Here is a 21309-nt window from a genome sequence, read left to right as displayed (position 1 = left end):
CCGCCGAACAGCAGGTGCGGCGGTTGCGTAGGGCCCATACCTGCACGCATGTGAATTACCGAGCTGTTTCTTCACGGCTGCCACCCGAATAGCAGTCGGATGAAATTATCGGCGGGAATCACCCGTACGCCGTAACGGGCTCGCGCAGACGGACGATGCTCGAACAGAATGTACCGTGCTGATCGACTGGCACGCAGTGAACAGGAGCCGAGCAATGGTCGACAACCGGTCGACTTTCCACCTATCCGAACAACCCTGGATTCCGGTACGTACCGGCGGCACGGTTCGCAGTATCGGATTACGAGAGTTGTTCAGGAAAGCACACGAGATCGACGATCTAGCCGTACCCATCCCACCTGCAGCTGCGGCTCTCTGGCGAGTCCTCTATGCGATCACCGCTCAGATTACCGGCCTCGATCGGTCGTTAACCAGTGCTGATGCCGATATCGACGCGTGGATCACCGCCCGGAATGCGGTGCTCGAGCTCGGCGAGCTACCCGCTGAGAACGTCTCGGCATACTTCGACGAGAATCACGCATCGTTCGACCTATTTCACCCGAATCGCCCATGGATGCAGGAGCCGAGGCTCGCCGAAGAATGTTTAGTTGCGTCCGGAGTCAACAAACTGGTAGCGGGTCGACCGGCTGGCAATAATCAGGTCTGGTTCGGTCACTTCAGCGACGTCGAACCGCAGCCGATTCCCACCGGCGAGGCCATCCTGCATCTCTTGGTGCAGCTCTATTACGGCCCGGCCGGAAAGTGCACCGCCCGCCGGGTGGCGGGCCGCTCCGAATCCAATAGCACGAAAGGAGTATTGCGCTCCACCACCTCCTTTCACCCGATCGGCGCCAATCTCTTCGAATCGCTGGTCGCGGGCGTGCCCAGCCCGGCCAGCAGGCAGGCGGGCGGACCGGACCGCTGCGGCTGGCAACGGCCGCTCGCCGACCCGTTGGGCACTCCCCCCGAACCGACCTGGCCCGGCGGACTGCTCACCGGCCGCAGCCGCCACGCGGTCCTGCTGATCCCCGACGCCACCGGCAAGCAGGTCGTCGATGCCTACCTCACCTGGGCATGGCGGGCGCCCTCCATCGAAGCGCGCGACCCCTATCTCGTGTACGACACCAGCCGAGAGGGCCGGGCCTATCCGCGACCGGCCTCCTGCGATCGCGCGGTCTGGCGCGACCTCGATGCACTGCTGTTGGCGAGCCCGGCCGGTTCGGACGCCACACCGCGCAGGCCCTCGGTGATCGACGGCCTCGCCCGCCTCCCCGTCGAGATGCGCGACCGGTTCCGGTTGCAGGCCTATGGATTCGACCAGGATGGGCAGACTCGGGACCGGCAGTGGTTCTCCTCCTCCACGCCTCCGGTGCTGCATCACCTGGAGGAACACGACCCGATCGGCGCACATCACATCTCCGAGCTGCGCCGCTGCGCCGAGGCGGTCGGCCGCAGGCTGCAGCACTGCCTCGGCGATGCCTGGCGGGAGGTCACCTCTGCCGCGTCTCGCGAGAAGGACCGCAGTGGGCCCTGGCCGGTGCGCGCCGCCCAGTACTACTGGCCTGCGGCCGAACGTGAGTTCTGGTCACGGGTCCGTACCGGCGAGGTCGACGCCGATCCCATCGTGTTCCAGCAGATCGCCCATCGCGCCGTGGACATGGCGTTGAGCCCGACCGACGAAGCGGATCTGCGGATCGCCCGGGCGGTGGACCTGGTCCGACGGCGGCTGAGCCGCCGCCTGACGAAGGAGACCCGGTGACCGGCCTCCAACCGAATCACGCGGTCCAGGAGGAGTTCGTCGCGCACATCGTGCGGCTGTGTCGCGAGTCGGCACGGATCCGATCGGCGCTGCGCGGCGCCACGAGCCGCACCTCGGAGCGGATTCGGCCCGAGGTGCACGCCGCGGTGACCAGCAGGCTGCCCGCCGGGACCTCGCCCGCGGCCGAACAGGCGTTCTACACGATCGCGTCCCTCATCGCAGCACGTCCGACCACCGCAGTCCAGCTCGCCGCCTCGGCTGCGGCGATCGAGGACTCGGTCGGTACGGACAGCGCATCCGCCGGGCTGCCCGCCGCCTCGTGGACACAGCAGGCCGGGGCCCGTCGAGGTGCGGCCGCACTGGCCGACCCGATCCCGCTCGCCGAATCAGTCGAGCCCGCTGATCTGGGTGTGTCGCTGGCCAGGGCCACCATCGCGAACCGGGGCGAGAAGCGCCCGATGCCGGTGAGCAACGCGGAGAAACACCTCCATCTGCTGTCCCGACAGGGGATCACCGGTATCCACCGGCACCTTCCCGCGGTCGTCCGGCGATTGCACGAGCTCGATCAGCAGATCGACTGGTCCCGGCTGCTCGCGGACCTGCTGATCTGGGAGGACGCACCCCGCTCCGTGGCACGCCGGTGGCTCCAGTCCTTCTATCGGGCTCTCCCGCGTGACACCCATCCCGCCATCCAGGAGGTAGAGCGATGACCACGTCCGCTCCCCGTCATCTCGATATCCACATCCTGCACACGCTGCCGTATTCGAACCTGAATCGGGACGATCTCGGCTCACCCAAGTCATTACTCTTCGGCGGCACCCCGCGTACCAGGGTCTCCAGTCAATGTTGGAAACGCGCCGTCCGATTGGCCGTGGAGTCCGGGGTAGGCGAGTCCGCCGTGCGGACCCGACGACTACCGGTCGAGGTGGCCGGCGCGTTGGTCGGCGAGCACGGTTGGCCGGTCGACATCGCCGAATTCGCCGGACGTCATGTCGCGGCGGCAGCGGGTCTCGGCGTGGACAAGGACGATCTGACCGTTCTGGTGTTCCTGCCCGCCCGCGCCGTCGTCGACCTGGTCGAGTTGTGTGTCGCACACCGGGACGATCTGAATACCGCACTCGTCGCCCTCAGAGGTCGGACTCGCCCTCAACCGAAGAAGGGCGAGAGCGTGTTGCCATCGGCGACCGTGAAGGAGCTGATCGGCGGGCGGAACAGCATCACCGCGTTGTTCGGCCGCATGCTCGCCGAGCTACCGGAGTCCAAGGTGGACGGAGCCGTCCAACTGGCGCACGCGTTCACCACCCACGCCACCGAACCCGAGATCGACTTCTTCACCGCGGTCGACGACCTCAATCCGATCGAGGCCACCGGGGGCGGGCACCTGAACACCGCCGAGTTCAGCTCGGGTGTGTTCTACCGATACGCCAGCCTCAATCTCGCGGATCTGTCGACCAACCTCGGTGGTGATCAGGCCAAGGTCTCCGCCGTGACCGAGGCCTTCGTATCCTCCTTCCTCAGCGCGATGCCCAACGCCAAGAAGACCAGCACCGCTCCCTTCACCGTTCCCGACCTGGCCTACGTCGCCGCGCGGGCCGATCGGCCGGTGTCGTTGGCGGCGGCCTTCGAGGACGCGGTATCGCTCCGGGACGGCGCGGGCTTCGCCAAGGCGTCCCGTCGACGGCTGGACTCCTACAACGGCAAGATCGCCATGCTGCTCGGCGAGGGCGAGGTCGCCTTCCACGGGCACGCCACGCTCGACGACGACGTCTTCCCCGCGTTGGGAGCCCGTCAGTCGAGCTACCCCGGTCTGGTGGCCGAGGCGCTGGACGCGGTGAACGGCGTCGAGAGGTGAGCGGGGTACTGCTCCGACTCGCGGGGCCGCTGCAGGCTTGGGGCACGGCTGCGGCCTTCGCCGAGCGGGACACTCGAAACCACCCGACCCGTTCCGGGCTGTTAGGCCTGATCCTGGCCGCCGAGGGGCGCAGTCGGGAGGACGAACTCGGCCCGGAGTGGACCGATCTGCAGTTCACGGTGCGCATCGACCGCCCAGGGACGCGGCTGGTCGACTTCCACACCGTCGGCGGCGGCTATCCGAGGCACCGCACGGTGCCCACATCCGAGGGCAGGCGGCGGTCCGAGGCCACCGCGACGCTGGTCTCGCGGCGGCACTACCTCAGCGATGCGGCCTTCGTCGTCGCCGCGCACGGGCCCGACCCGCTGACCGAGCGGGTGGCCTTGGCGCTGCGGGTTCCCCAATGGGCGCCGTATCTGGGTAGACGCTCCTGCCCCGCCGATCAGCCGATGTTGCTCACGCCGTATCCGATCGCCGATGCCGAGGCGGAGCTGTATCGGGTTCCACTGGCTCGGCGGCAGCCCGACGACCACGCCGAACTGGTCGAGGTCGATTTCATCCGCTCGGCGTGCGGCGCGCAGCAGGGCACCGAGCACGGGGAGGAACTCGATGACATCCCGATCTCCTTCCACCCGCATCGGCGGGCCTACCACACGCGGCGGGTCGTGGTGCGTACCGAAGCACTGCCTGCTGCCCTGTGCGGCGGGATCGGCACCGACTATCTCGATACTCTGGCCGTCTACCTGGGGATCTGGTCACCATGACCATCTGGCTCACCCGAATCCAACCGAACCTACGCAATCCGCGGACCAGGGCGGACCTCCACGATTTCGTGGGGCTGCACCGGACCGTCATGTCCCTGTTCCCGGAACGGCTCGGGGAGGCACCTCGACGGCAGGCGGGCGCGCTGTTCCGCGTCGATTCCGGTCCGGCCGGCGACCAGTTGCTGGTGCAGAGCAGCCTGCGTCCCGAGGCGACCCGATTGCCCGCGGATTACGGGACGGTGCGCACCACCGAGCTCACCGCCTTACTGGCCGCCCTGAGCAACGGCATGGCCGTGCACTACCGGCTGGTGGCGAACACGAGCAAACGGCTGGCCAAGGACAACGAGCGGTATCGCCGAGGTCAGCTCGTCGCGTTGAAGGGCGGGGAGGTGTTGGAATGGTGGCAGCGTCGCAGCGCACAGCACGGTCTCGCCTTGGCCTCCACCGAGGCCAGCGCGGTGACGACGCCACGAAGTAAGGACCGGACGGCGATCCGCCATGCCCGCACCCGATTCCAAGGTGTCGCAACGGTCTCCGATGTCGAACTGTTGCGGGAGGCGGTCCTCACCGGGGTCGGTCGGGCCAGGGCCTACGGCTGCGGACTGCTCAGTGTCGTCCCGGTGAAGAAACGAGCGTGACTCGGCTATCGACGTCGGGCTCGGCAGGCGAGGACGCAGGCGACTCCCGTCCGAGGTCCCTCCCCACGTCGTGGGGGTGCACCCCAGTCCGCATCGGCGATCCGTCGCAGTTCGGAGACCCGTTCCCCACAGCCGTGGGGGTCTGCTCGCCTCTTCCCTCGGCCGACGCATCGAGGAGCCCGTTGGATCACCGCCGACGAACAGTCGTCGGCGTCGCGTCATGACGGTCCGTCTCGTTCGTCTCCACAGTGTCGTCCGGTACGGCGGGGTGGAGGTGCCACGGAGGTACACAACGCGGTCGAGGGCCGGTCGACTCAGCGGGTCCTCACAGCGTGGGGGTGCACCGCACGGCGGGAGCAGGTCCTCGGCGACGCCGAGGTCGTCCTCACCTTCAGTGGGGAGATCACCGGCCGACACGATCGCTCCGCTTCGCACGGCGGGACGATCCTCCTCACGATGGTGGGGGTGAGCCAGAGGGCGCAGCCTGCATGGCGCGGCCACGGCAACGCTCCTCACCTAGGTGGGGGTGCCACCTGGTTCGGTGGGCAGTAGGCGTCAGCCGGAGCCTTCCTCACATTCGTGGGGGTCACCGTTCGGTTAATACGACGGCGGTCGTCGAATTCGACGACCGGGTATCGCGGATTCCGGAAAGTCAGCTCGCCTCTGTCGGTTGATTCTTCGGAGTTCTAGCCTGGGCATTCACACCGCCTCGATCGATGCGTCGGGCGCGCGAGACGCCGCGCGTGCGACACCGCGAGCATGATTTCGTGAGGAGCCCGCTGATGCGCCGTCGCACCACGATGTTCGGTCTAGCAACGACATTCGCACTGGTCACCGCGCTTGCCCCCACCGCGTACGCCGCACAGGACGACGTCGGTGCGAGTGCCGCGACAACCACGGACGTCGTCGCGAGCACCACGGATGCCGCGATTCGATCCGATCAGGACTGGAATCCGCCGAGCCACCTGGTCAACCCGCTCAACGAGGTATGGAACCACGTGGAGAGCACCTATCCCGATCTGTACGGGTTCCGCAATTACGGCTGGGATCAGCTGATCGCCAATAACGGTCAGATCAACTACTGCGTCCGCTGGGATTCGGCCGCACCGGTGTCGGCACAGTTACGCGACGAGATCCACGTCGCCCTGCAACGCCAGGTATCGAAGTGGATGGACGTCTTCCAACCGGGGGAACTGGGCTGGCCGTACGACCACGTCGAGGTGAAGGTCGTCGGTTGGGCGGTACGCGATCGCTCGACGCTGCAATGGAACGACGACTCCGTGGACATCTACGTCAACGACATCCGGGAGAACGCGCCCCAGTGCGCCGAGCCGTGCGGCCGGTTCTTCAACCAGGACGGCGACTACTCGCGCTGTCCCGGCGGCGCCGATCGGCACTACGACCAGTCACTGTGGCTGACCTCGGGCATGGGCGGCGGCGCCGGTGGCGACTGGGGTCAACGGATCGGCAGCGAGTACATGGTCGGCTCGCTCGGCCAGGACAACATCCACATCCTGCTGCACGAGATCGGGCACACCTTCGGACTCGACGACTTCTACGACTGGACTCCCAGCGGAGTCGGCGGCTTCCTGATGAAGGCGGGCAGTGCCTCGGAGGTCACCGAGTTCGACGCCTGGATGTTCAAGGACTTCTGGCGGCATCTGCGCGATCGATACGGCCTCTGACCGGGCGGATCCCAGCGTGGCGGTCGCCTCCCCCGCCTCAGCTGGCCGCCCGGCCGATGTCGGGCAGCGGATAGGCCTGCGGCGGCGGGTCACCGGCGAGCAGGCACGCGGAGCACGGCATGCCGACGCCGGGGGCGACCGTCTCCACCTCGGCTTCCGACAGCCGGGTACCGCAGCGAGTCAGCAACGGCGCATCGACCGGTGTGTCGGCTGAACAGACGTGCACCACCCGCCGGGTCGCACCGACCACGCTGCCCGCCCGTGGGGCCGTCCGAACCAGGCGCACCGGCTCCGCCTGCCGCTCGGGTGGTTCCGGTGTGACACCGAGGATCACGTCCTGGCAGTCCCAGCAGTTCCGGTGTCCCAGGGCGGGCACCCCTGGCTCCGCCTCGAATGGTCCTGGGCCGATCACCAGGACCCGACCGCATAACGCAGTCGCCTCGCCCCCCGGCGGCGGTCTGCGTCCGAGCACCACATGTCGGTCCAAGATCAGCCCGGCCGATGGCACGGCGTCCTGGTAGTAGCACTCGTTCGGCATCGGCACGCCGAATCGGCCCGGTCCGGTGGACCGAATCGGTTCCGGCGACCAACGATTCCCCCCAATGGACAACACGTCGTCTCCTTCTACTCAGTGGCGCAGGTCCGAATGCGTTCCGGCCGCCGGGATGGCGGACGCCGACCGACGGCAGTCTGCGAGTCGGGTGTCCGGAACGCGATCCCCTCGACGGCGGGTGGCCGTTCCCCCTCGGCTCCCGGCGATCGCCCCGACTGATCACGCTTGATCGTGTGAGGTGCGGGCCGGGCGGGCGGTCCGGGCGGCTCGGCCGGTCGCCTGACGACGATCGGGAAGCACAGCGGGCAGGACGGCATGGCGATGGCCGCATCGGCAGGTCGGACCACCGCGCCACACACCGATACGGTGACTGATTGGTACGTCCCATCGAGGCGGTGCTCCAGATTGCGGAACAGCCCGATCCAGCGGGACTCGGTGGTGGGTCCCGCTCCGGGGCCCATGCTGGGATTCACGCCGAACCCCAGGTCCAACCGTTGTCCCGGAGCGCAGCGAGCTCCGCGATCCCCGCCGGTCGCACGGCGGCGCCTGGCCGGTCGGATCGGACCTCGGCACGGTGGAACACCTCGGGCGAATTCCGCTCCGGCCGCCACGGATCGCTCGCGATCGGTATCGGTCGGATCGCCGGGTTCGTCGTAGGGATCGGGATTGGCGGATGCTGGAACGAGGGCATCACGATCACTCCCATTGCTCGGGGACTCCTGCCAGCATGGCCGGGCAGTCGACGAACATGTGACGAGTGAAGCCGATAGTCCCGACCCAATAGTTCTGTCGAGTAGGGCGGCAGATCGCGGAGCGCTCAGACGGATCGAAGAATCGAGACCTGCTCGGCGAGATCGCGGGCATCGCTATGCCCCGCATGTAATTCGGCAGCCTGTTGGACCCAGCCCAGGCGATCCAAGAGCCGCGAGGATCTGACGCCCTCCATCCTGGACAGGACTTCGGCGCCCGCTCGGATTCCGCCCGCGAGTTCCCCGGCGCGTAAACGGTTGACCGCGATGGCGATCAGATCCGAAGTGCGGGACCGGGCGTCGGCCTCGGCGCGCATATCGAAGGATCGGGTGGCGTGTTCCAGTCCGATCGTGGCAAACGAACGATCGCGCGCGGAGAGGGCGGTGTATGCCATCCCGGCGATGCCCTCGATCTCCGCCTCGCTCATGAAGGTCAACCAGGATGGCACGTCGCGATCGGAGTCTCTGGCGAGTTCCTCGGCGGCTCTGGTGAGTTGAACCCTGGTCTGACCGGCATTGCCCAGTTCCGCATAAGCCCATGCCTCGTTCAAATGTAGCAGTGCCACCGCTCGGGGCGAATTCGCGTCCTGCGCCGACATCTGCCCCAGTTGGAAGACCTTCAGCGCGTTGTCCGGTTCGCCGTCGTGCAGGTAGACCCGGCCCATCTGGAACAGGACTTTCGCGGCCAATGCGTGTTCCCGACTCTCCTTGGCGAGCACCAGGGCATTGGCGAAATGCCGGACCGCGTGCCGGGTGGATCCGAGGTCGAAGGACACCCAGCCAGCCAACGAGTGCAGGTCGGCCAGTGTCTGCTGCAGCCGGGTGCGCACCGCGTCGGTCGCGGTGGCATCGAGCATTCCGCTCGCCCAATCCAGATGCGCGGTGACCGCCGAGCGCACGGAACCGCCGCCATAGCGGTCGTCCTGGGCGCGGAAGAACGTGATCGTCGCTTCGAGATTTGCCACGTCCTGCATGCCGACCCGATGGGGGCTGGGTCCGGATTCCGGCAGGACCCGAATATCGGCCAGTTCGCTCGCGCTCAATCCGACTACGGCGGCCTTGGCCACCAGGCCGAGAAAGCCCCGACGCTCCATCTCGCTGTCTCCTTCCGTCTGTTCACCAGGATCGAGGACCGGGGCACCGTCATATGCCAGACCCATCAATCCGCGCGGCACGCCGAGACCATCGGCGATACGAGACAGAACGTCATAAGCCATCACCTGGCGGCCGTTCATGATCTCGGAGATCTCCGGCTGTGCTTGGCCGGTGAGGCCCGCGATCCTGCGCTGCGAGACACCACGTCGCTTCAACTGGCGATAGACCGCGCCGATATCTCGCACGGCCAGTGCGGCGCGCATCTCCGGTTCTCGCCACACCGCCGGATCAACGGGTGCCTTCGGACTGTCGCCGGCTGTGTTCATGCCGCCCCCCTATACCCGCTCCCCGCGCTCAACGTATCCGAAGCACGTTCGCAATGTGCATTTCGGAGCAAGGTGATAGGCCAAGCAGATCACCCGCCCGGATCATGCCGTCCCACCGTGTGGTTCCGACGGCAATCGATCATCATCGCCGAAGTGCACTCCGGCGCGCGGGGAAATACGACACCGGACAAAGGTCGTTGAAAATCGAACGAAGATCGACTGGAGTTGTTTGCTCGCGCATCAATTCCGCGAATCCGCCGAATTCCGTCCGGGACGGGGGCACCGGGACGCGCGTTCGAGGGAGTACAACGTCGATCAATGTCTCAGCGCGACCCGGCGAGCAGCTCCCGTGCCATCGCACCGACCTGCTCGACCTCGATGAGGAAGGCATCGTGCCCATAGGGCGAACGGATCACCCGCAGCTCCGCTCCGATGCCCGCCGCCAGAGTGCGCTGCTGGTGCAGGGGATACAGCTCGTCGGTGTCCACCCCGGCGATGAGGGCCCTAGCGGTGATGCGGCGTAGGGCGGCCTCGACTCCCCCTCGGCCTCGGCCGACGTCGTGGGAGTTCATCGACCTCGCCAGCACCAGGTAACTGCCCGCGTCGAAACGGCCCACCAGCTTCGCCGCGTGATAGTCCAGATAGGACTCGACCGCGAACCGGCCGCCCTCGGTGAGGTCCTCACCGGTCTGCGGTTGACGGCCGAATCGGTCGGCCAATTCGAGCTCGGCGCGGTAGGTGATGTGCGCGATGCGGCGTGCGAGGCCCAATCCGGCGTCCGGGCTGGTGCCATACCGGTAATAGTCACCGCCATGCCAATGCGGATCGGACCGGATGGCGTGGAGTTGCGCGGAGGTCCAGGCGATCTGTTGGGCGGAGGTCGCGGCCGGGGCGGCCAACACCAGCAGCGCGCCCACCCGATCCGGCAGGCCCACCGCCCATTCCAGCGCGCGCATCCCACCCATCGACCCGCCGATGACCGCCGCCCAGGCATCGATGCCCAGGGCATCGGCCAATCGAGCCTCGGCGGCGACCTGATCCCGCACGGTGATCGCCGGGAATCGCGAGCCCCAGAATCGGCCGTCCGGGGCGAGGCTGGCGGGACCGGTGCTGCCCTGGCAGCCGCCGAGGACGTTGGGCGCGACGATGTAGAACCGGTCGGTGTCCAGCGGCAGGCCGGGGCCGATCAGGCCCTCCCACCAGCCTGCGGTGCGGTGCCCCGGTCCGGTTGGCCCGACGACGTGACTGTCTCCGGTGAGCGCATGCAGCACCAGCACCGCGTTGGAGCGATCGGCCGCAAGCGTGCCCCAGGTCTCGTAGGCGAGCCGGGCGCCGGGCAGCTGCGCGCCCGACTCCAGGCCCAGGACGGGGCCGAGGGCCGCCCACCGCCGGTCGCCGGGATCGTCGCCGTCCCGCCAGAACCGGCCGTCCTCGGTGGGCGGCCCACTGGAGGCAGGCGTCATCGGTGTCCCTTGGCGGCCCGGAAACCTGCTTCGAGGTCCGCTTTGAGGTCCTCGATGCCCTCCAGTCCGACGGCCAGCCGCACCAGACCGGGGGTGACGCCGCTCGCGAGCTGTTCGGCCTCGGCGAGCTGGCTGTGCGTGGTGCTGGCCGGGTGGACGATCAGGCTGCGAACATCGCCGATGTTGACGAGCTGACTGAACAGCTCGGTGCCATCGACGAACGCGCGGCCCGCAGTCACGCCACCCTTCAGATCGAAGGACACGACCGCCCCCGCGCCGCGCGGCAGATACTTCTGCGCTGCGGCATGGAAGGGGCTCGACGGCAGACCCGCGTAGTAGACCTTCTCGACCTCGTCCCTGGCCTCCAACCATTCGGCGAGCGCCTGCGCATTCGCGACGTGGCGTTCCAGCCGCAGCGACAGGGTCTCGATGCCCTGCAGGATCAGGAAGGCGTTGAGTGGGGCGATCGCGCCGCCGGTGTCTCGAAGCAGCTGGACACGCAGTTTCGCGGCGAAGGCACCCGGGCCGAGCGCCTCCCAGTACTTCAAGCCGTGGTAGCTGGGGTCCGGCTCGACGAAGCCGGGGAAGCGGTCCCCCGCGCCGAAGTCGAAGGTGCCCGCGTCGACGACCAGACCGGCGATGGTGGTCCCGTGGCCACCGAGGTACTTGGTCGCCGAGTGCACCACGATGTCCGCGCCGTGCTCGATGGGGCGCAGGAGATACGGCGTCGGCACGGTGTTGTCCACCACCAGCGGCACGCCGACCTCGTGCGCGAGGTCCGCCACCGCCCTGATGTCGAGCACGTTGCTGCCCGGGTTGGCCAGGGTCTCGGCGAAGAACAGCTTGGTGTTCGGCTTGGCGGCCGCCCGCCAGGAGTCCAGGTCGTCCTGGTCGTCGACGAAGCTGACCTCGATGCCGAGCTTGGGCAGCGTGTAGTGCAGCAGGTTGTAGGTGCCGCCGTAGAGGGCGGGGCTGGCCACCAGGTGGTCGCCCGCACTGGCGAGGTTGAGGATGGCCGCGGTCGTCGCCGCCGAACCCGATGCGAAGGCCACCGCGGCCACGCCGCCCTCCAGCGCCGCGATCCGCTGTTCCAGGACGTCCTGGGTGGGGTTCATGATCCGCGAGTAGATGTTGCCCGGTTCGGCCAGGCTGAACAGATCGGCGCCGTGCTGGGTGTCGCGGAAGACGAACGACGTCGTCTGGTAGATCGGCGTGGCCCGGGCGCCCGTGGCCGGGTCGGGTGCCGCGCCCGCGTGCACCTGTTTGGTCTCGAAGGACCAGCCTGCCGTGTCCGGGGCGGTCGGCTCGGGAACGGGAGTGGTGTCGGGTGCCTCGACGGTCATCGATGACTCCTACTGCGAGAGTGGGGACCGGCCACGGTGGACTGTGGTTCGGCGAGCGTGATCGGGCGACGTGGGAGTGACGCCGTCTGGGTGCGTCGATGCCGCCATGCGGCCGAGGCTAGGTCGCTCTCAGCATCCGATCCACTACGTCCACGATATGGACCGATATTCACTCTTTAGTGGGACAAGCTTGCGATTCCGTCTCGGGTATCCAGCCCGCGCGGCCGGCCGGCCATACCGAGCCCACCGAACGGACGGCCTCGGTACCGCGCGGTACCGAGGCCGTCCGCCGAGAGCATCGAACTCAGCGGCCGCCGAGTCCCTTGTCCAAGCCTGCCCGCCGCAGGGCGTCGGCCATCGCGCCGCCGCCGGAGCCCGCACGGTCCCGATCCCGGCCGTTGCCGCCCCTGGACCCGGAGCCGCCCTTGCCGCCGCGCGCACCGCCGTGCCCGCCGCCGGAGCCGTTCTGTCGCCCGCCGTTGCGACGGCCGCCACGGCTCTCCGCACCATTACCGGCGTCCCGGTTGCCGCGCGGCTGTGCCTCGTCCCGCAACCGCAGGGTCAGCGAGATCCGCTGCCGGGGCACGTCCACCGAGAGGACCTTCACCCGCACCACATCGCCGGACTTGACCACCTCGTGCGGGTCGCTGACGAAGTTCTCCGACATGGCCGAGACATGCACGAGTCCGTCCTGGTGCACCCCGATGTCGATGAAGGCGCCGAAGCCTGCCACGTTGGTGACCACGCCCTCCAACAGCATCCCCGGTTCGAGGTCGCCGATCTTGTCGACGCCCTCCTTGAAGGTCGCGGTGGCGAACGCCGGTCGCGGGTCGCGTCCGGGCTTCTCCAACTCCTTCAACACGTCGGTGACGGTGGGCAGACCATAGGTGTCGTCGACGAACTGCTTCGGCGAGAACGCCGCCAGCGCGCGTTCGTTGCCCAGTACCGAGCCGATCTCGGTCTGACCCGCATCGAGGATGCGACGGACCAGCGGATAGGACTCGGGGTGGACGCTGGTGGTGTCCAGCGGGTCGTCGCCGCCGGGGATACGCAGGAAGCCCGCGCACTGCTCGAAGGCCTTCGGCCCGAGACGTGCGACGTCCTTGAGGTCCTTACGGGTTCGGAACGGCCCGTTGCCGTCGCGGTGCGCGACGATGTTCACCGCGAGCGTCTCCCCGATGCCCGACACCCTGGTCAGCAGCGGCGCCGATGCGGTGTTGACGTCGACACCGACGGCGTTCACACAGTCCTCGACCACCGCGTCCAGCGACCGCGACAGGCGCACCTCCGAGAGGTCGTGCTGGTACTGACCGACCCCGATCGACTTCGGATCGATCTTGACCAGCTCGGCCAACGGGTCCTGGAGCCGCCGGGCGATGGAGACCGCGCCGCGCAACGAGACGTCCATTCCGGGCAGTTCCCGCGAGGCGTAGGCCGAGGCCGAGTACACCGAGGCGCCCGCCTCCGAGACCATCGCCTTGGTCAACGACAGTTCGGGGTTCTTCGCGATCAGGTCCGCGGCGAGCTTGTCGGTCTCCCGCGATGCCGTGCCGTTGCCGATCGCGATCAGATCGACCCGGTGCTCCTTGGCCAGCCTGGCCAGGGTGGCCAGCGACTGGTCCCATTTCCGCGCGGGCACATGCGGATAGATGGTGTCGGTGGCGACGACCTTGCCGGTGCCGTCGACGACCGCGACCTTGACACCGGTTCGGAAACCGGGGTCCAGTCCCATCGTCGCGCGGCTGCCCGCAGGCGCCGCGAGCAGCAGGTTGCGCAGATTCGCCGCGAACACCCGCACCGCCTCGTCCTCGGCGACCTGCCGCAGCCGGGTCCGCAGGTCGATGCCCAGGTGGGTCAGGATCCGCGTCCGCCACGCCCAGCGCACCGCGTCACCGAGCCAGCGGTCGGCGGGCCTGCCGCGATCGGCGATGCCGAACCGGGCCGCGATGCGCGTCTCGTACTCGGTCGGGCCGGGCCGCACGCCTGCGGCGGCCTCCTCGTCGGCGGCCGCGTTCTCGGTGGCCGGATCGATGACCAGGTCCAGGATCTCCTCCTTCTCGCCCCGGAACATCGCCAGGATCCGGTGTGAGGGCAACCGGGTCAGCGGCTCGGCGAACTCGAAGTAGTCGGAGAACTTCGCCCCGGCCTCCTCCTTGCCCTCGCGGACCTTGGCGGCGAGCCGGCCCTGCGTCCACAGGTGTTCACGCAGCTCACCGATCAGGTCGGCGTCCTCCGCGAACCGCTCCACCAGAATGGAACGCGCGCCGTCCAGGGCGGCCTGGTTGTCGGCCACGCCCTGCTCCGCGTCGACGAACTCGGCGGCCGAGGCCTGCGGATCCTGGGTGGGATCGCCGAGCAGCTTCTCCGCGAGCGGCTCCAGGCCCGCCTCGCGAGCGATCTGTGCCTTGGTGCGCCGCTTGGGTTTGAACGGGAGATAGACGTCTTCCAGCCGCGCCTTGGAGTCGGCGGCCATGATGCTGGCTTCGAGAGCGTCGTCGAGCTTGCCCTGAGATCGGACCGACTCGAGGATCGCGGTCCGGCGTTCCTCCAGTTCACGCAGGTAGCGAAGTCGCTCCTCCAGGCTGCGGAGCTGCGCATCGTCGAGGGTGCCGGTCACCTCCTTGCGGTATCGCGCGATGAAGGGCACCGTCGCCCCACCGTCGAGCAGCTCGACCGCCGAACGCACCTGGGTGGTCTGCACACCCAGCTCGTCGGCGATCTTCTGATGAATGGACGTCGTCACAGTTTCGGCCCGCCTCCAGAGCTTCCGGTCGCCGTGCATTCTGCCGGTCCCGGCCCCATCGCGGGTGCGCTGGCCGCAGTCGGCGCGTCCCGCCGATCGTCCATCACGACGCTGACCAGGCGTGGCACCTCGAAGCACCGCATGCCGCGCCGGGCGATCGGCCGGGCTTCGTTGCGACGCGGTGGTCGCTAGTCCTCGGCCGACAATGCTGCCTGCAACCGGCCCAGGCAGGGTCGGACGTCGATATCGGTGGCGATGCGCACCGAGGGTCGGCCTGCGGAGGCGTCGGCAGGCGTGATGTAACCCCGTCGGTCCACCAGTGTGGCCCCCCTGGTCTGACCGCCCGCGAATTCGACGAGAACCGGGTGCCTCTCGTACTCCGCCAGCTCGGGTTCGAGCAACAGGATCGCGGCCACCGGGTCGTGGCACAGCGTTCCCGGCCCGCCGCGATGCTTCTCGAACTCGCTGTTTGCCCGCAGATACTGGCGGGACCAGGCCGTCATGGCCTTGGCTCGTGCGCCCGTGGCGGCGGCGATCGACGCCCACCAGTCGGCGTCGGCCCATACCCGGCGGGTCACGTCCAGGGGGACGACCGTCAGCGGGAAACCCGCGCCCAGCACCTGGTCTGCGGCCAGCGGGTCGTGGGCCGCGTTGGCCTCCGCGTGGGCGGTGATGTTGCCGGGTGCGTCGATGGCGCCGCCCATCCAGACCACCGACCGCACCAGGTTCGGCAGTTCGGGTTCCAGGTGCAGCGCCAGGGCAAGGTTCGTAAGCGGGCCGAGGGCCAGCACCGTCAGTTCGCCCGGATTCTCGCGGCATAACCGGACCAGCCGGACTGCGGCGTTCTCGGCGACAGGACGGGCCGAGGCGGCGGGTCCGGCCGCGCCCGAGAGCCCATCCGCACCGTGGACGAACTGCCCCGAGGGGAGGTACGAGAAATCCAACGGCCGATCGGCGCCGACCGCGACGGGCACCGAACCCAGCCCGGCTACCTCCAGGATGCGCAGGGCGTTCTCGGCGCCCGGTCGCGCTCCCAGGTTGCCGTGCACGCTGCCGACCGAGACGAGCTCCACCCGTTCGCGCTGTGCCGCGAGGTAGAGCAGGGCCATCGCGTCGTCGACTCCGGGATCGGTGTCCACGATCAGTCTGATGTCGGTCATCGCCGTCGGTCCCTCCGCCCGGCCGCCGGGATCGGGCGGCACCTGGCGGCGAGTAGATCACGTTCGAGTGACCGAACCTAAGGGGAAGATCCGCATCCGCGATCGGGCCTGCGGTGGCCGCCGATCAGGTTCTCGGCGCGGTCAGCTGACCGTCTCCACTCCGCTCAGGAAGCGGAACTGGCCTACCTCGATCAGCCAGACGCCGGGGCTCCTCGCCAGCATGCGCAGCTTCTCCCGGCTCGCGCTGGTCATGGTGAACTCGTCCTGGGCACCCTGGTCGACCCATTCGAGGTATTCCAGGACCCGATTCCCGTCCAGGCTGACATGCAGGTGCGCGGCGATCAGACCGGGCGGACGGCCCTCCTCCAGCACCGAGATCACCATGTCGCAGAACGCACGCTGCGCATCGTGACCTGCGGTCTCGTACACGGTGATGCCGACCCGGTCGAAGGCGGGCCGCGTCTCGCGCAGGATGGTGCTGGCGTACACCTGATAAGGGATGGTGCCGTGTCGCTCGACGCGGCCGGGAACACGTTCGTCGACGAACCGCAGCATCGAGGGGCGCTCGACGGCGATGAAGTGCTTCAGCGAGGCCTCATCCACCCATTGGGAGTAGGTGAGCACGCTCTTGCCATCGGTCGAGGCGAAGCAGCTGATCGAGATGAGCCCCCGCAACCAGCCCCAGCCGGATCGCTCCGCGAGCAGCGCGTCCGCCGCGCCCGCCTGATGCTCGGGGCTGTCGACGTACCAGCGTCCCATCAACGCCGTACCGGCGTCCGGGCGGTCGATGTTGGGTGGGTGGTCGCGGCGACCGGACATCGGCCCTCCCCTCCTCGCAAGCCCCGCAGTCGGGTCTTGGGCGATCTCATCCCGGGACAGGCGCCCACACCTCAGGACTCCGCCGCCTCCAGCGTGCCGCGCCGCTCGGTGCGAGTGCCCCGGGCGGGCGCACCGTACGCAGCCGTCGATCCACTTTCACTCGTCCGGCGTGGCAGCCGACCGCCTCGTTCGATGGCCACCACCGGAACCGGCCCGGCAATCGATCAGCCGCCCTACACTGCGCGTTATGACGGACGGTGGTCGCGGCGGGCTCCTGCGGCTGTTCCGTCGCCACGGCGACGTGCTGGTCGCGGTCGGTGTGGCCGTGATCGTCGTCGGTGGCACCCTGTTGGGGCACCGATCCGTCGATGCCGAGTCGGCGCTGGGCCTCCCCGGATGGTCGATCGTCGTGCTGGCCTGTGCGGCCCTGCTCGTCCGGCGCAGATTCCCGCTGTCGGTCGCGGTGCTCACCCTCGCACTGTGCAACGTGTACTACCCGCTGTTCACCGTGGACGGGCCGCTGCTGCTGACCTTCGCGGTGGCGCTCTACACGGTGTCCTCGACCGGGCGACTGGCGGTGGCGATCATCCTGGCGATCTGCGCGATGCTGACCGTCGGTTACCTGGAGGCGGGCGTCCAGTACCGCAACCTGGACGACGCCGCGATCTTCCTGCTCGCCGGGTGGCTGGTGGCCGTCATCGCGATCGGAACCGTCCAGCACAACCGGCTCGCGCTGCTGCACGAGACGCGCAGGCGAGCGGCCATCGCCGAACGCGGCAGGCTGGAGGAGAACCGCAGACTCGCCAGCGAGGAACGACTGCGGATCGCCAGGGAGCTGCATGACGCGCTCGGGCACAACATCTCCCTGATCAACGTGCAGGCGGGCGCGGCACTGCACCGTTTCGACGAGGACCCCGAACAGGCCAGGGCCGCCCTCGACGCGGTCAAGCAGACCAGCCGGACCGCGTTGCGGGAACTGCGCGACACCCTGGGCATCCTGCGGCGGGCCGACGCCGAGGCCGCACCGACGGCCCCGAACGTGGATCGGGTGCCCGAACTCATCGAACAGGCCCGGTCCACCGGGCTGGAGGTGACGGAGGTGGTGATCGGTACCCGCAGGCCGTTGCCCGACGAGGTCGATCTGGCCGCCTACCGCATCGTCCAGGAGGCGCTGACCAACGTGGGCAGGCATGCGGCCGCCGACACCGCACGCGTGGAGGTCGTCTATGGAGACGAGGATGTCCGGGTGACGATCGACGACGACGGACGCGGCGGGGATCCGGTGCCGGGCAACGGTCTGCGTGGGATGGCGGAACGTGCTCGGGCCCTGGGCGGCGAGCTCACCATCGGTGCCCGACGTGACGGCGGCTTTCGCGTGACGGCGCTCCTGCCCACCGGGACAGCCGGATGATCCGAGTGCTGTTGGTGGACGACCAACACCTGGTGCGCGCGGGCTTCCGCTCCATCCTGGACGGCGAGCCCGATATCGAGGTGGTGGCCGAGGCCGCCGACGGGCACGGGGCGCTGCGGCTGGCGGCCGAGCATCGGCCGGACGTGGTGTTGATGGATGTCCGGATGCCCGAGCTGGACGGACTGGCGGCGACCCGGCGGCTCGCCGAGGATCCACGGCTGAGCGCCACCAGGGTCGTCATCCTCACCACCTTCGATCTGGACGACTACGTCTACGACGCCCTGCGCGCGGGCGCCGCCGGTTTCCTGGTGAAGGACACCGAGCCGATGGAGTTGATCCACGCCGTGCGGGTGGTCGCCCGAGGTGACGCGCTCATCGCGCCCTCGACGACCCGTCGGTTGATCGCCGAGATCGCGGGGCGTCGTCGAGCGCCTGCCCCGCCGCCACTGCTGGACAGGCTCACCGAGCGGGAACGCGAGGTGCTGGTGCTGGTCGGTGAGGGGTTGTCCAACGACGAGATCGCCACCCGGCTGGTGCTCAGCCCCGCCACGGCCAAGACCCACGTCAGCCGCATCATGACGAAACTGCACGCCAGGGACCGGGCGCAGCTCGTGGTGCTGGCCTACGAGTCCGGGGTGATCACGCCCCGCTGGTTGAGCTGAGGACAGGGCGGGCGGTGCTCGCCGTGGTCGCCGAACGCCGGTGGATCGCGGCGTGCTCATAGGTTCGTGCTCGGGGACCGCTGCGGCCGACCCCTAGGTGATCCGCTCTCCCGAGGCGTCGGGGTTCTCCGGGACGTACTCCCGCTGGGGTACACCGAGAGACCGCTCTCGGATGACGACTCGGGCGATACCGTCGGCAGATGCTCGTCCGGTGAGTTCCGAAACGCTCGATCTCGCGCGGCTGCAGTTCGCGATCACCGCAGGCGCGCACTTCCTGTTCGTCGCGCTGACCCTGGGCCTGGTGACCATCGTCGCCTGCCTGCAGACCAGGGCGACCCTCACGCACAGCCCGATCCACTGGCGGATGACCCGGTTCTGGGGGCAGCTCTACGTCATCAACTACGCCGTCGGCATCGTCACCGGGATCGTGATGGAGTTCCAGTTCGGGATGAACTGGAGCGGCCTCGGCCATTTCGCGGGCAACGTCTTCGGCGCGGGGCTGGCGATGGAGACGCTGGTGGCGTTCTTCCTCGAATCCACCTTCCTCGGTCTGTGGATCTTCGGCTGGCATCGACTGAACCGGTGGGTGCACCTGGCGTTGATCTGGGGGATCACGCTCACCGCCTACGCATCGGCCTACTGGATCCTGGTCACCAACGGATTCCTCCAGAACCCGGTCGGCTACCGCGTGGAGGACGGAAGTCTGGTGTTGGCCGATCTGAACGCCCTGTTGACCAACCATTCGGCAATCCTGCCGTTCTTCCACATCCTGTGCGGTGCCCTGGTCACCGGGGCGTTCGTGATGGCCGGGGTGAGTGCGTTCCACCTGTTACGGCGCACCACCGAGCAGGAGTTCTTCGTGCGTTCGCTGCGGATCGGCGTCGCCGTCGGTCTACCCGCGTTGATCTTCACGGCGTCCTTCGGCGGCATGCAGTTCGCGCCGATGGGCGAGTCTCAGCCTGCGAAACTCGCGAGCTACGTCGGTGATCAGCAGGAGTTGGACCGGTTGGAGGGGGAGCTGATCGGACAGTTCGGCCCGGGTGAGCACCTGCCACCACAGGAATGGGTGCAGACCAGCGCCACCTTGATGCTGGCGAGCTTCGGTCTGATGCTGATGCTCTCCTTCGGCAGTGCACTGCTGATGTGGTTCCGCCCGGTGGTGCTGCGATTCCGGCTCTGGCACGTGCTGCTGATCGCGGCGATTCCGATGCCCTTCGTCGCGATGCTCGCGGGCTGGGTATTCCGCGAGGTGGGCAGGCAGCCGTGGGTGGTGTACGGGCTGCTTCGGGTCGAGGAGGCGGTATCGCCGATCTCGTCCGGGGCGATGCGCGGTTCGCTGATCGTCTTCTCCGTCCTGTTCGGACTGCTGGTCCTCGTCAACTACTGGTTGCTGGCCCGCCAAGCGGCCCGGGGCCCGGACGCGGTGACGTTGGGCAGCGTCCCGGCGGAGACCCGCCGCAATCCCCTTCCGCCAGCGACCTTCTAAGGAGCCGATCATGGAGATGATCGTCATCGCCGCCCTCGGTTTCTTCGCCACCGGCTATCTGGTGCTCGGCGGTGCGGACATCGGGGTGGGAATGCTGTTGCCCTTCCTGGGGCGCGACCACGCCGAGCGTCGGGTGGTCATCGCGTCGATCGCACCGTTCTTCCTCGGCAACGAGGTGTGGCTCATCGCGACGGTGGGGGTGTTGATCGGGGGCTTCCCCATCCTCGATGGCGTGCTGCTGACCGGGATGCTCCCGGTGATCGTGCTGTTGATCGCCGGATGGGTCACCCGCGATATGGGTCTGTGGCTGCGTGGCCGCGAGAACAACCGGGTCTGGTGGGCGTTGTGCGACGGCGCGATCGTGCTGGGCAGCTGGGCGGTCGCCGCGAGCTGGGGGTGGCTGTTCGCTGGTGTGTTCACCGGGACACTCGACCGATTCGCCGTCGGTGCGGGGGCGGTGTTGGTGACGCTGGGGATCACCGTGGTCTTCGCCGTACACGGGCTGGCCTTCGCCGCGTTGCGGTGCACCGGCATCCTGCGCAGCAGGGCCCGGCGGTTGTCCGGCGAGGCCGGTGAGGCCCGCACGTTCCTGCTGACCTCCGCCGTGCTGGCGGCCATCACCATCACCGCGGGCCTGCGACTGCCGCTGTCGGATTCTGCGGCCGACGGCGCGACGCTCGCGGTGCTGGCGCCGGTGCTGCTGCTGTTGATCCCGATACTGGCCGCCATCCAGGGCGGGGTGTGGTGGCTGTTCCGGCATCGGGTGACGGGGCCGTCCTACCTATGAGCGCCATCCGGCCAGGG

At 68.4% G+C, this 21309-nt stretch carries 17 protein-coding genes; 10 read left to right on the top strand and 7 right to left on the bottom strand.

The genetic code is table 11. The features are described 5' to 3' along the window. The first annotated feature begins 214 nt into the window (after positions 1-214). The 6 genes from casA (at position 215) to BKA25_RS07065 (ending at position 6695) form a co-directional block, all read left to right on the top strand. Positions 215-1756: a type I-E CRISPR-associated protein Cse1/CasA gene (casA, locus tag BKA25_RS07090; protein ID WP_069851136.1), complete on the top strand. Its 1542-nt coding sequence runs from the start codon at positions 215-217 to the stop codon at positions 1754-1756. Beyond that, positions 1753-2466 (top strand): type I-E CRISPR-associated protein Cse2/CasB, encoded by a 714-nt coding sequence (gene casB / locus BKA25_RS07085; protein ID WP_069851138.1) that lies wholly within the window; start codon positions 1753-1755, stop codon positions 2464-2466. Before casA ends, casB begins: the two co-directional genes overlap by 4 nt. After that, a complete protein-coding gene (gene cas7e / locus BKA25_RS07080) occupies positions 2463-3608 on the top strand; it encodes a type I-E CRISPR-associated protein Cas7/Cse4/CasC (protein WP_069851140.1) in 1146 nt (381 codons plus the stop codon). Before casB ends, cas7e begins: the two co-directional genes overlap by 4 nt. Beyond that, the gene (gene cas5e, locus BKA25_RS07075) at positions 3605-4372 is read left to right on the top strand and encodes a type I-E CRISPR-associated protein Cas5/CasD (RefSeq protein ID WP_069851142.1); all 768 of its coding nucleotides are present in this window, start codon (positions 3605-3607) and stop codon (positions 4370-4372) included. The genes cas7e and cas5e overlap by 4 nt, the downstream gene beginning before the upstream one ends. Next, positions 4369-5010: a type I-E CRISPR-associated protein Cas6/Cse3/CasE gene (cas6e, locus tag BKA25_RS07070; protein ID WP_069851144.1), complete on the top strand. Its 642-nt coding sequence runs from the start codon at positions 4369-4371 to the stop codon at positions 5008-5010. The genes cas5e and cas6e overlap by 4 nt, the downstream gene beginning before the upstream one ends. Positions 5011-5792: 782 nt before the next feature. After that, the gene (locus BKA25_RS07065; protein WP_069853938.1) at positions 5793-6695 is read left to right on the top strand and encodes a hypothetical protein; all 903 of its coding nucleotides are present in this window, start codon (positions 5793-5795) and stop codon (positions 6693-6695) included. Positions 6696-6732: 37 nt separating this feature from the next. On the opposite strand, the gene BKA25_RS07060 is transcribed toward BKA25_RS07065, so the two are convergent. The 7 genes from BKA25_RS07060 to BKA25_RS07030 all read right to left on the bottom strand — a co-directional run bounded on the left by BKA25_RS07060 (position 6733) and on the right by BKA25_RS07030 (position 16946). Beyond that, positions 6733-7308 carry a hypothetical protein gene (locus BKA25_RS07060; protein ID WP_157421195.1) on the bottom strand — a complete coding sequence of 192 codons (576 nt, stop codon included), beginning with the start codon at positions 7306-7308 and terminating at the stop codon, positions 6733-6735. A gap of 757 nt (positions 7309-8065) precedes the next feature. Next, positions 8066-9418 carry a helix-turn-helix domain-containing protein gene (locus BKA25_RS07055; protein WP_069851152.1) on the bottom strand — a complete coding sequence of 451 codons (1353 nt, stop codon included), beginning with the start codon at positions 9416-9418 and terminating at the stop codon, positions 8066-8068. Positions 9419-9741: 323 nt separating this feature from the next. Then, positions 9742-10881 carry a homoserine O-acetyltransferase MetX gene (metX, locus tag BKA25_RS07050; protein ID WP_084643286.1) on the bottom strand — a complete coding sequence of 380 codons (1140 nt, stop codon included), beginning with the start codon at positions 10879-10881 and terminating at the stop codon, positions 9742-9744. Continuing rightward, positions 10878-12224 (bottom strand): bifunctional o-acetylhomoserine/o-acetylserine sulfhydrylase, encoded by a 1347-nt coding sequence (locus BKA25_RS07045; RefSeq protein WP_084643287.1) that lies wholly within the window; start codon positions 12222-12224, stop codon positions 10878-10880. Before BKA25_RS07045 ends, metX begins: the two co-directional genes overlap by 4 nt. Positions 12225-12528: 304 nt before the next feature. Beyond that, complete coding sequence (locus tag BKA25_RS07040; RefSeq protein WP_084643288.1) at positions 12529-15006, bottom strand: Tex family protein; 2478 nt, start codon at positions 15004-15006, stop codon at positions 12529-12531. Positions 15007-15155: 149 nt separating this feature from the next. Then, entirely contained in the window at positions 15156-16127 is a 972-nt protein-coding gene (locus BKA25_RS07035; protein WP_216637750.1) for a nucleoside hydrolase, read from the bottom strand. A gap of 141 nt (positions 16128-16268) precedes the next feature. Continuing rightward, complete coding sequence (locus BKA25_RS07030; RefSeq protein WP_069851155.1) at positions 16269-16946, bottom strand: hypothetical protein; 678 nt, start codon at positions 16944-16946, stop codon at positions 16269-16271. A gap of 247 nt (positions 16947-17193) precedes the next feature. On the opposite strand from BKA25_RS07030, the gene BKA25_RS07025 reads away from it, so the two are divergent. From BKA25_RS07025 to BKA25_RS07010, 4 genes are all read left to right on the top strand, one after another. Next, entirely contained in the window at positions 17194-18357 is a 1164-nt protein-coding gene (locus BKA25_RS07025; protein WP_084643289.1) for a sensor histidine kinase, read from the top strand. Further along, positions 18354-19019 carry a response regulator transcription factor gene (locus BKA25_RS07020; RefSeq protein WP_069851157.1) on the top strand — a complete coding sequence of 222 codons (666 nt, stop codon included), beginning with the start codon at positions 18354-18356 and terminating at the stop codon, positions 19017-19019. Before BKA25_RS07025 ends, BKA25_RS07020 begins: the two co-directional genes overlap by 4 nt. A 211-nt stretch (positions 19020-19230) precedes the next feature. Further along, positions 19231-20505: a cytochrome ubiquinol oxidase subunit I gene (locus BKA25_RS07015; RefSeq protein ID WP_157421196.1), complete on the top strand. Its 1275-nt coding sequence runs from the start codon at positions 19231-19233 to the stop codon at positions 20503-20505. A gap of 10 nt (positions 20506-20515) precedes the next feature. Next, positions 20516-21292 (top strand): cytochrome d ubiquinol oxidase subunit II, encoded by a 777-nt coding sequence (locus tag BKA25_RS07010; protein WP_069851161.1) that lies wholly within the window; start codon positions 20516-20518, stop codon positions 21290-21292. The last annotated feature ends 17 nt before the right edge of the window (positions 21293-21309 follow it).

Source organism: Actinoalloteichus hymeniacidonis (genome assembly GCF_014203365.1).
GTDB lineage: Bacteria > Actinomycetota > Actinomycetes > Mycobacteriales > Pseudonocardiaceae > Actinoalloteichus_A > Actinoalloteichus_A hymeniacidonis.
Note: the sequence above shows the minus strand (reverse complement) of the source record. Positions and strands in the feature narration are given on the sequence as shown.

What these genes read in the sequence shown, in the direction of transcription:
- casA (WP_069851136.1), top strand. Translation starts at nt 215, where the DNA reads ATGGTCGACAACCGGTCGACTTTCCACCTATCCGAACAACCCTGGATT.
- cas7e (WP_069851140.1), top strand. Translation starts at nt 2,463, where the DNA reads ATGACCACGTCCGCTCCCCGTCATCTCGATATCCACATCCTGCACACG.
- cas6e (WP_069851144.1), top strand. Translation starts at nt 4,369, where the DNA reads ATGACCATCTGGCTCACCCGAATCCAACCGAACCTACGCAATCCGCGG.
- BKA25_RS07065 (WP_069853938.1), top strand. Translation starts at nt 5,793, where the DNA reads ATGCGCCGTCGCACCACGATGTTCGGTCTAGCAACGACATTCGCACTG.
- BKA25_RS07055 (WP_069851152.1), bottom strand. Translation starts at nt 9,418, where the DNA reads ATGAACACAGCCGGCGACAGTCCGAAGGCACCCGTTGATCCGGCGGTG.
- metX (WP_084643286.1), bottom strand. Translation starts at nt 10,881, where the DNA reads ATGACGCCTGCCTCCAGTGGGCCGCCCACCGAGGACGGCCGGTTCTGG.
- BKA25_RS07045 (WP_084643287.1), bottom strand. Translation starts at nt 12,224, where the DNA reads ATGACCGTCGAGGCACCCGACACCACTCCCGTTCCCGAGCCGACCGCC.
- BKA25_RS07040 (WP_084643288.1), bottom strand. Translation starts at nt 15,006, where the DNA reads ATGCACGGCGACCGGAAGCTCTGGAGGCGGGCCGAAACTGTGACGACG.
- BKA25_RS07035 (WP_216637750.1), bottom strand. Translation starts at nt 16,127, where the DNA reads ATGACCGACATCAGACTGATCGTGGACACCGATCCCGGAGTCGACGAC.
- BKA25_RS07030 (WP_069851155.1), bottom strand. Translation starts at nt 16,946, where the DNA reads ATGTCCGGTCGCCGCGACCACCCACCCAACATCGACCGCCCGGACGCC.
- BKA25_RS07025 (WP_084643289.1), top strand. Translation starts at nt 17,194, where the DNA reads ATGACGGACGGTGGTCGCGGCGGGCTCCTGCGGCTGTTCCGTCGCCAC.
- BKA25_RS07020 (WP_069851157.1), top strand. Translation starts at nt 18,354, where the DNA reads ATGATCCGAGTGCTGTTGGTGGACGACCAACACCTGGTGCGCGCGGGC.
- BKA25_RS07010 (WP_069851161.1), top strand. Translation starts at nt 20,516, where the DNA reads ATGGAGATGATCGTCATCGCCGCCCTCGGTTTCTTCGCCACCGGCTAT.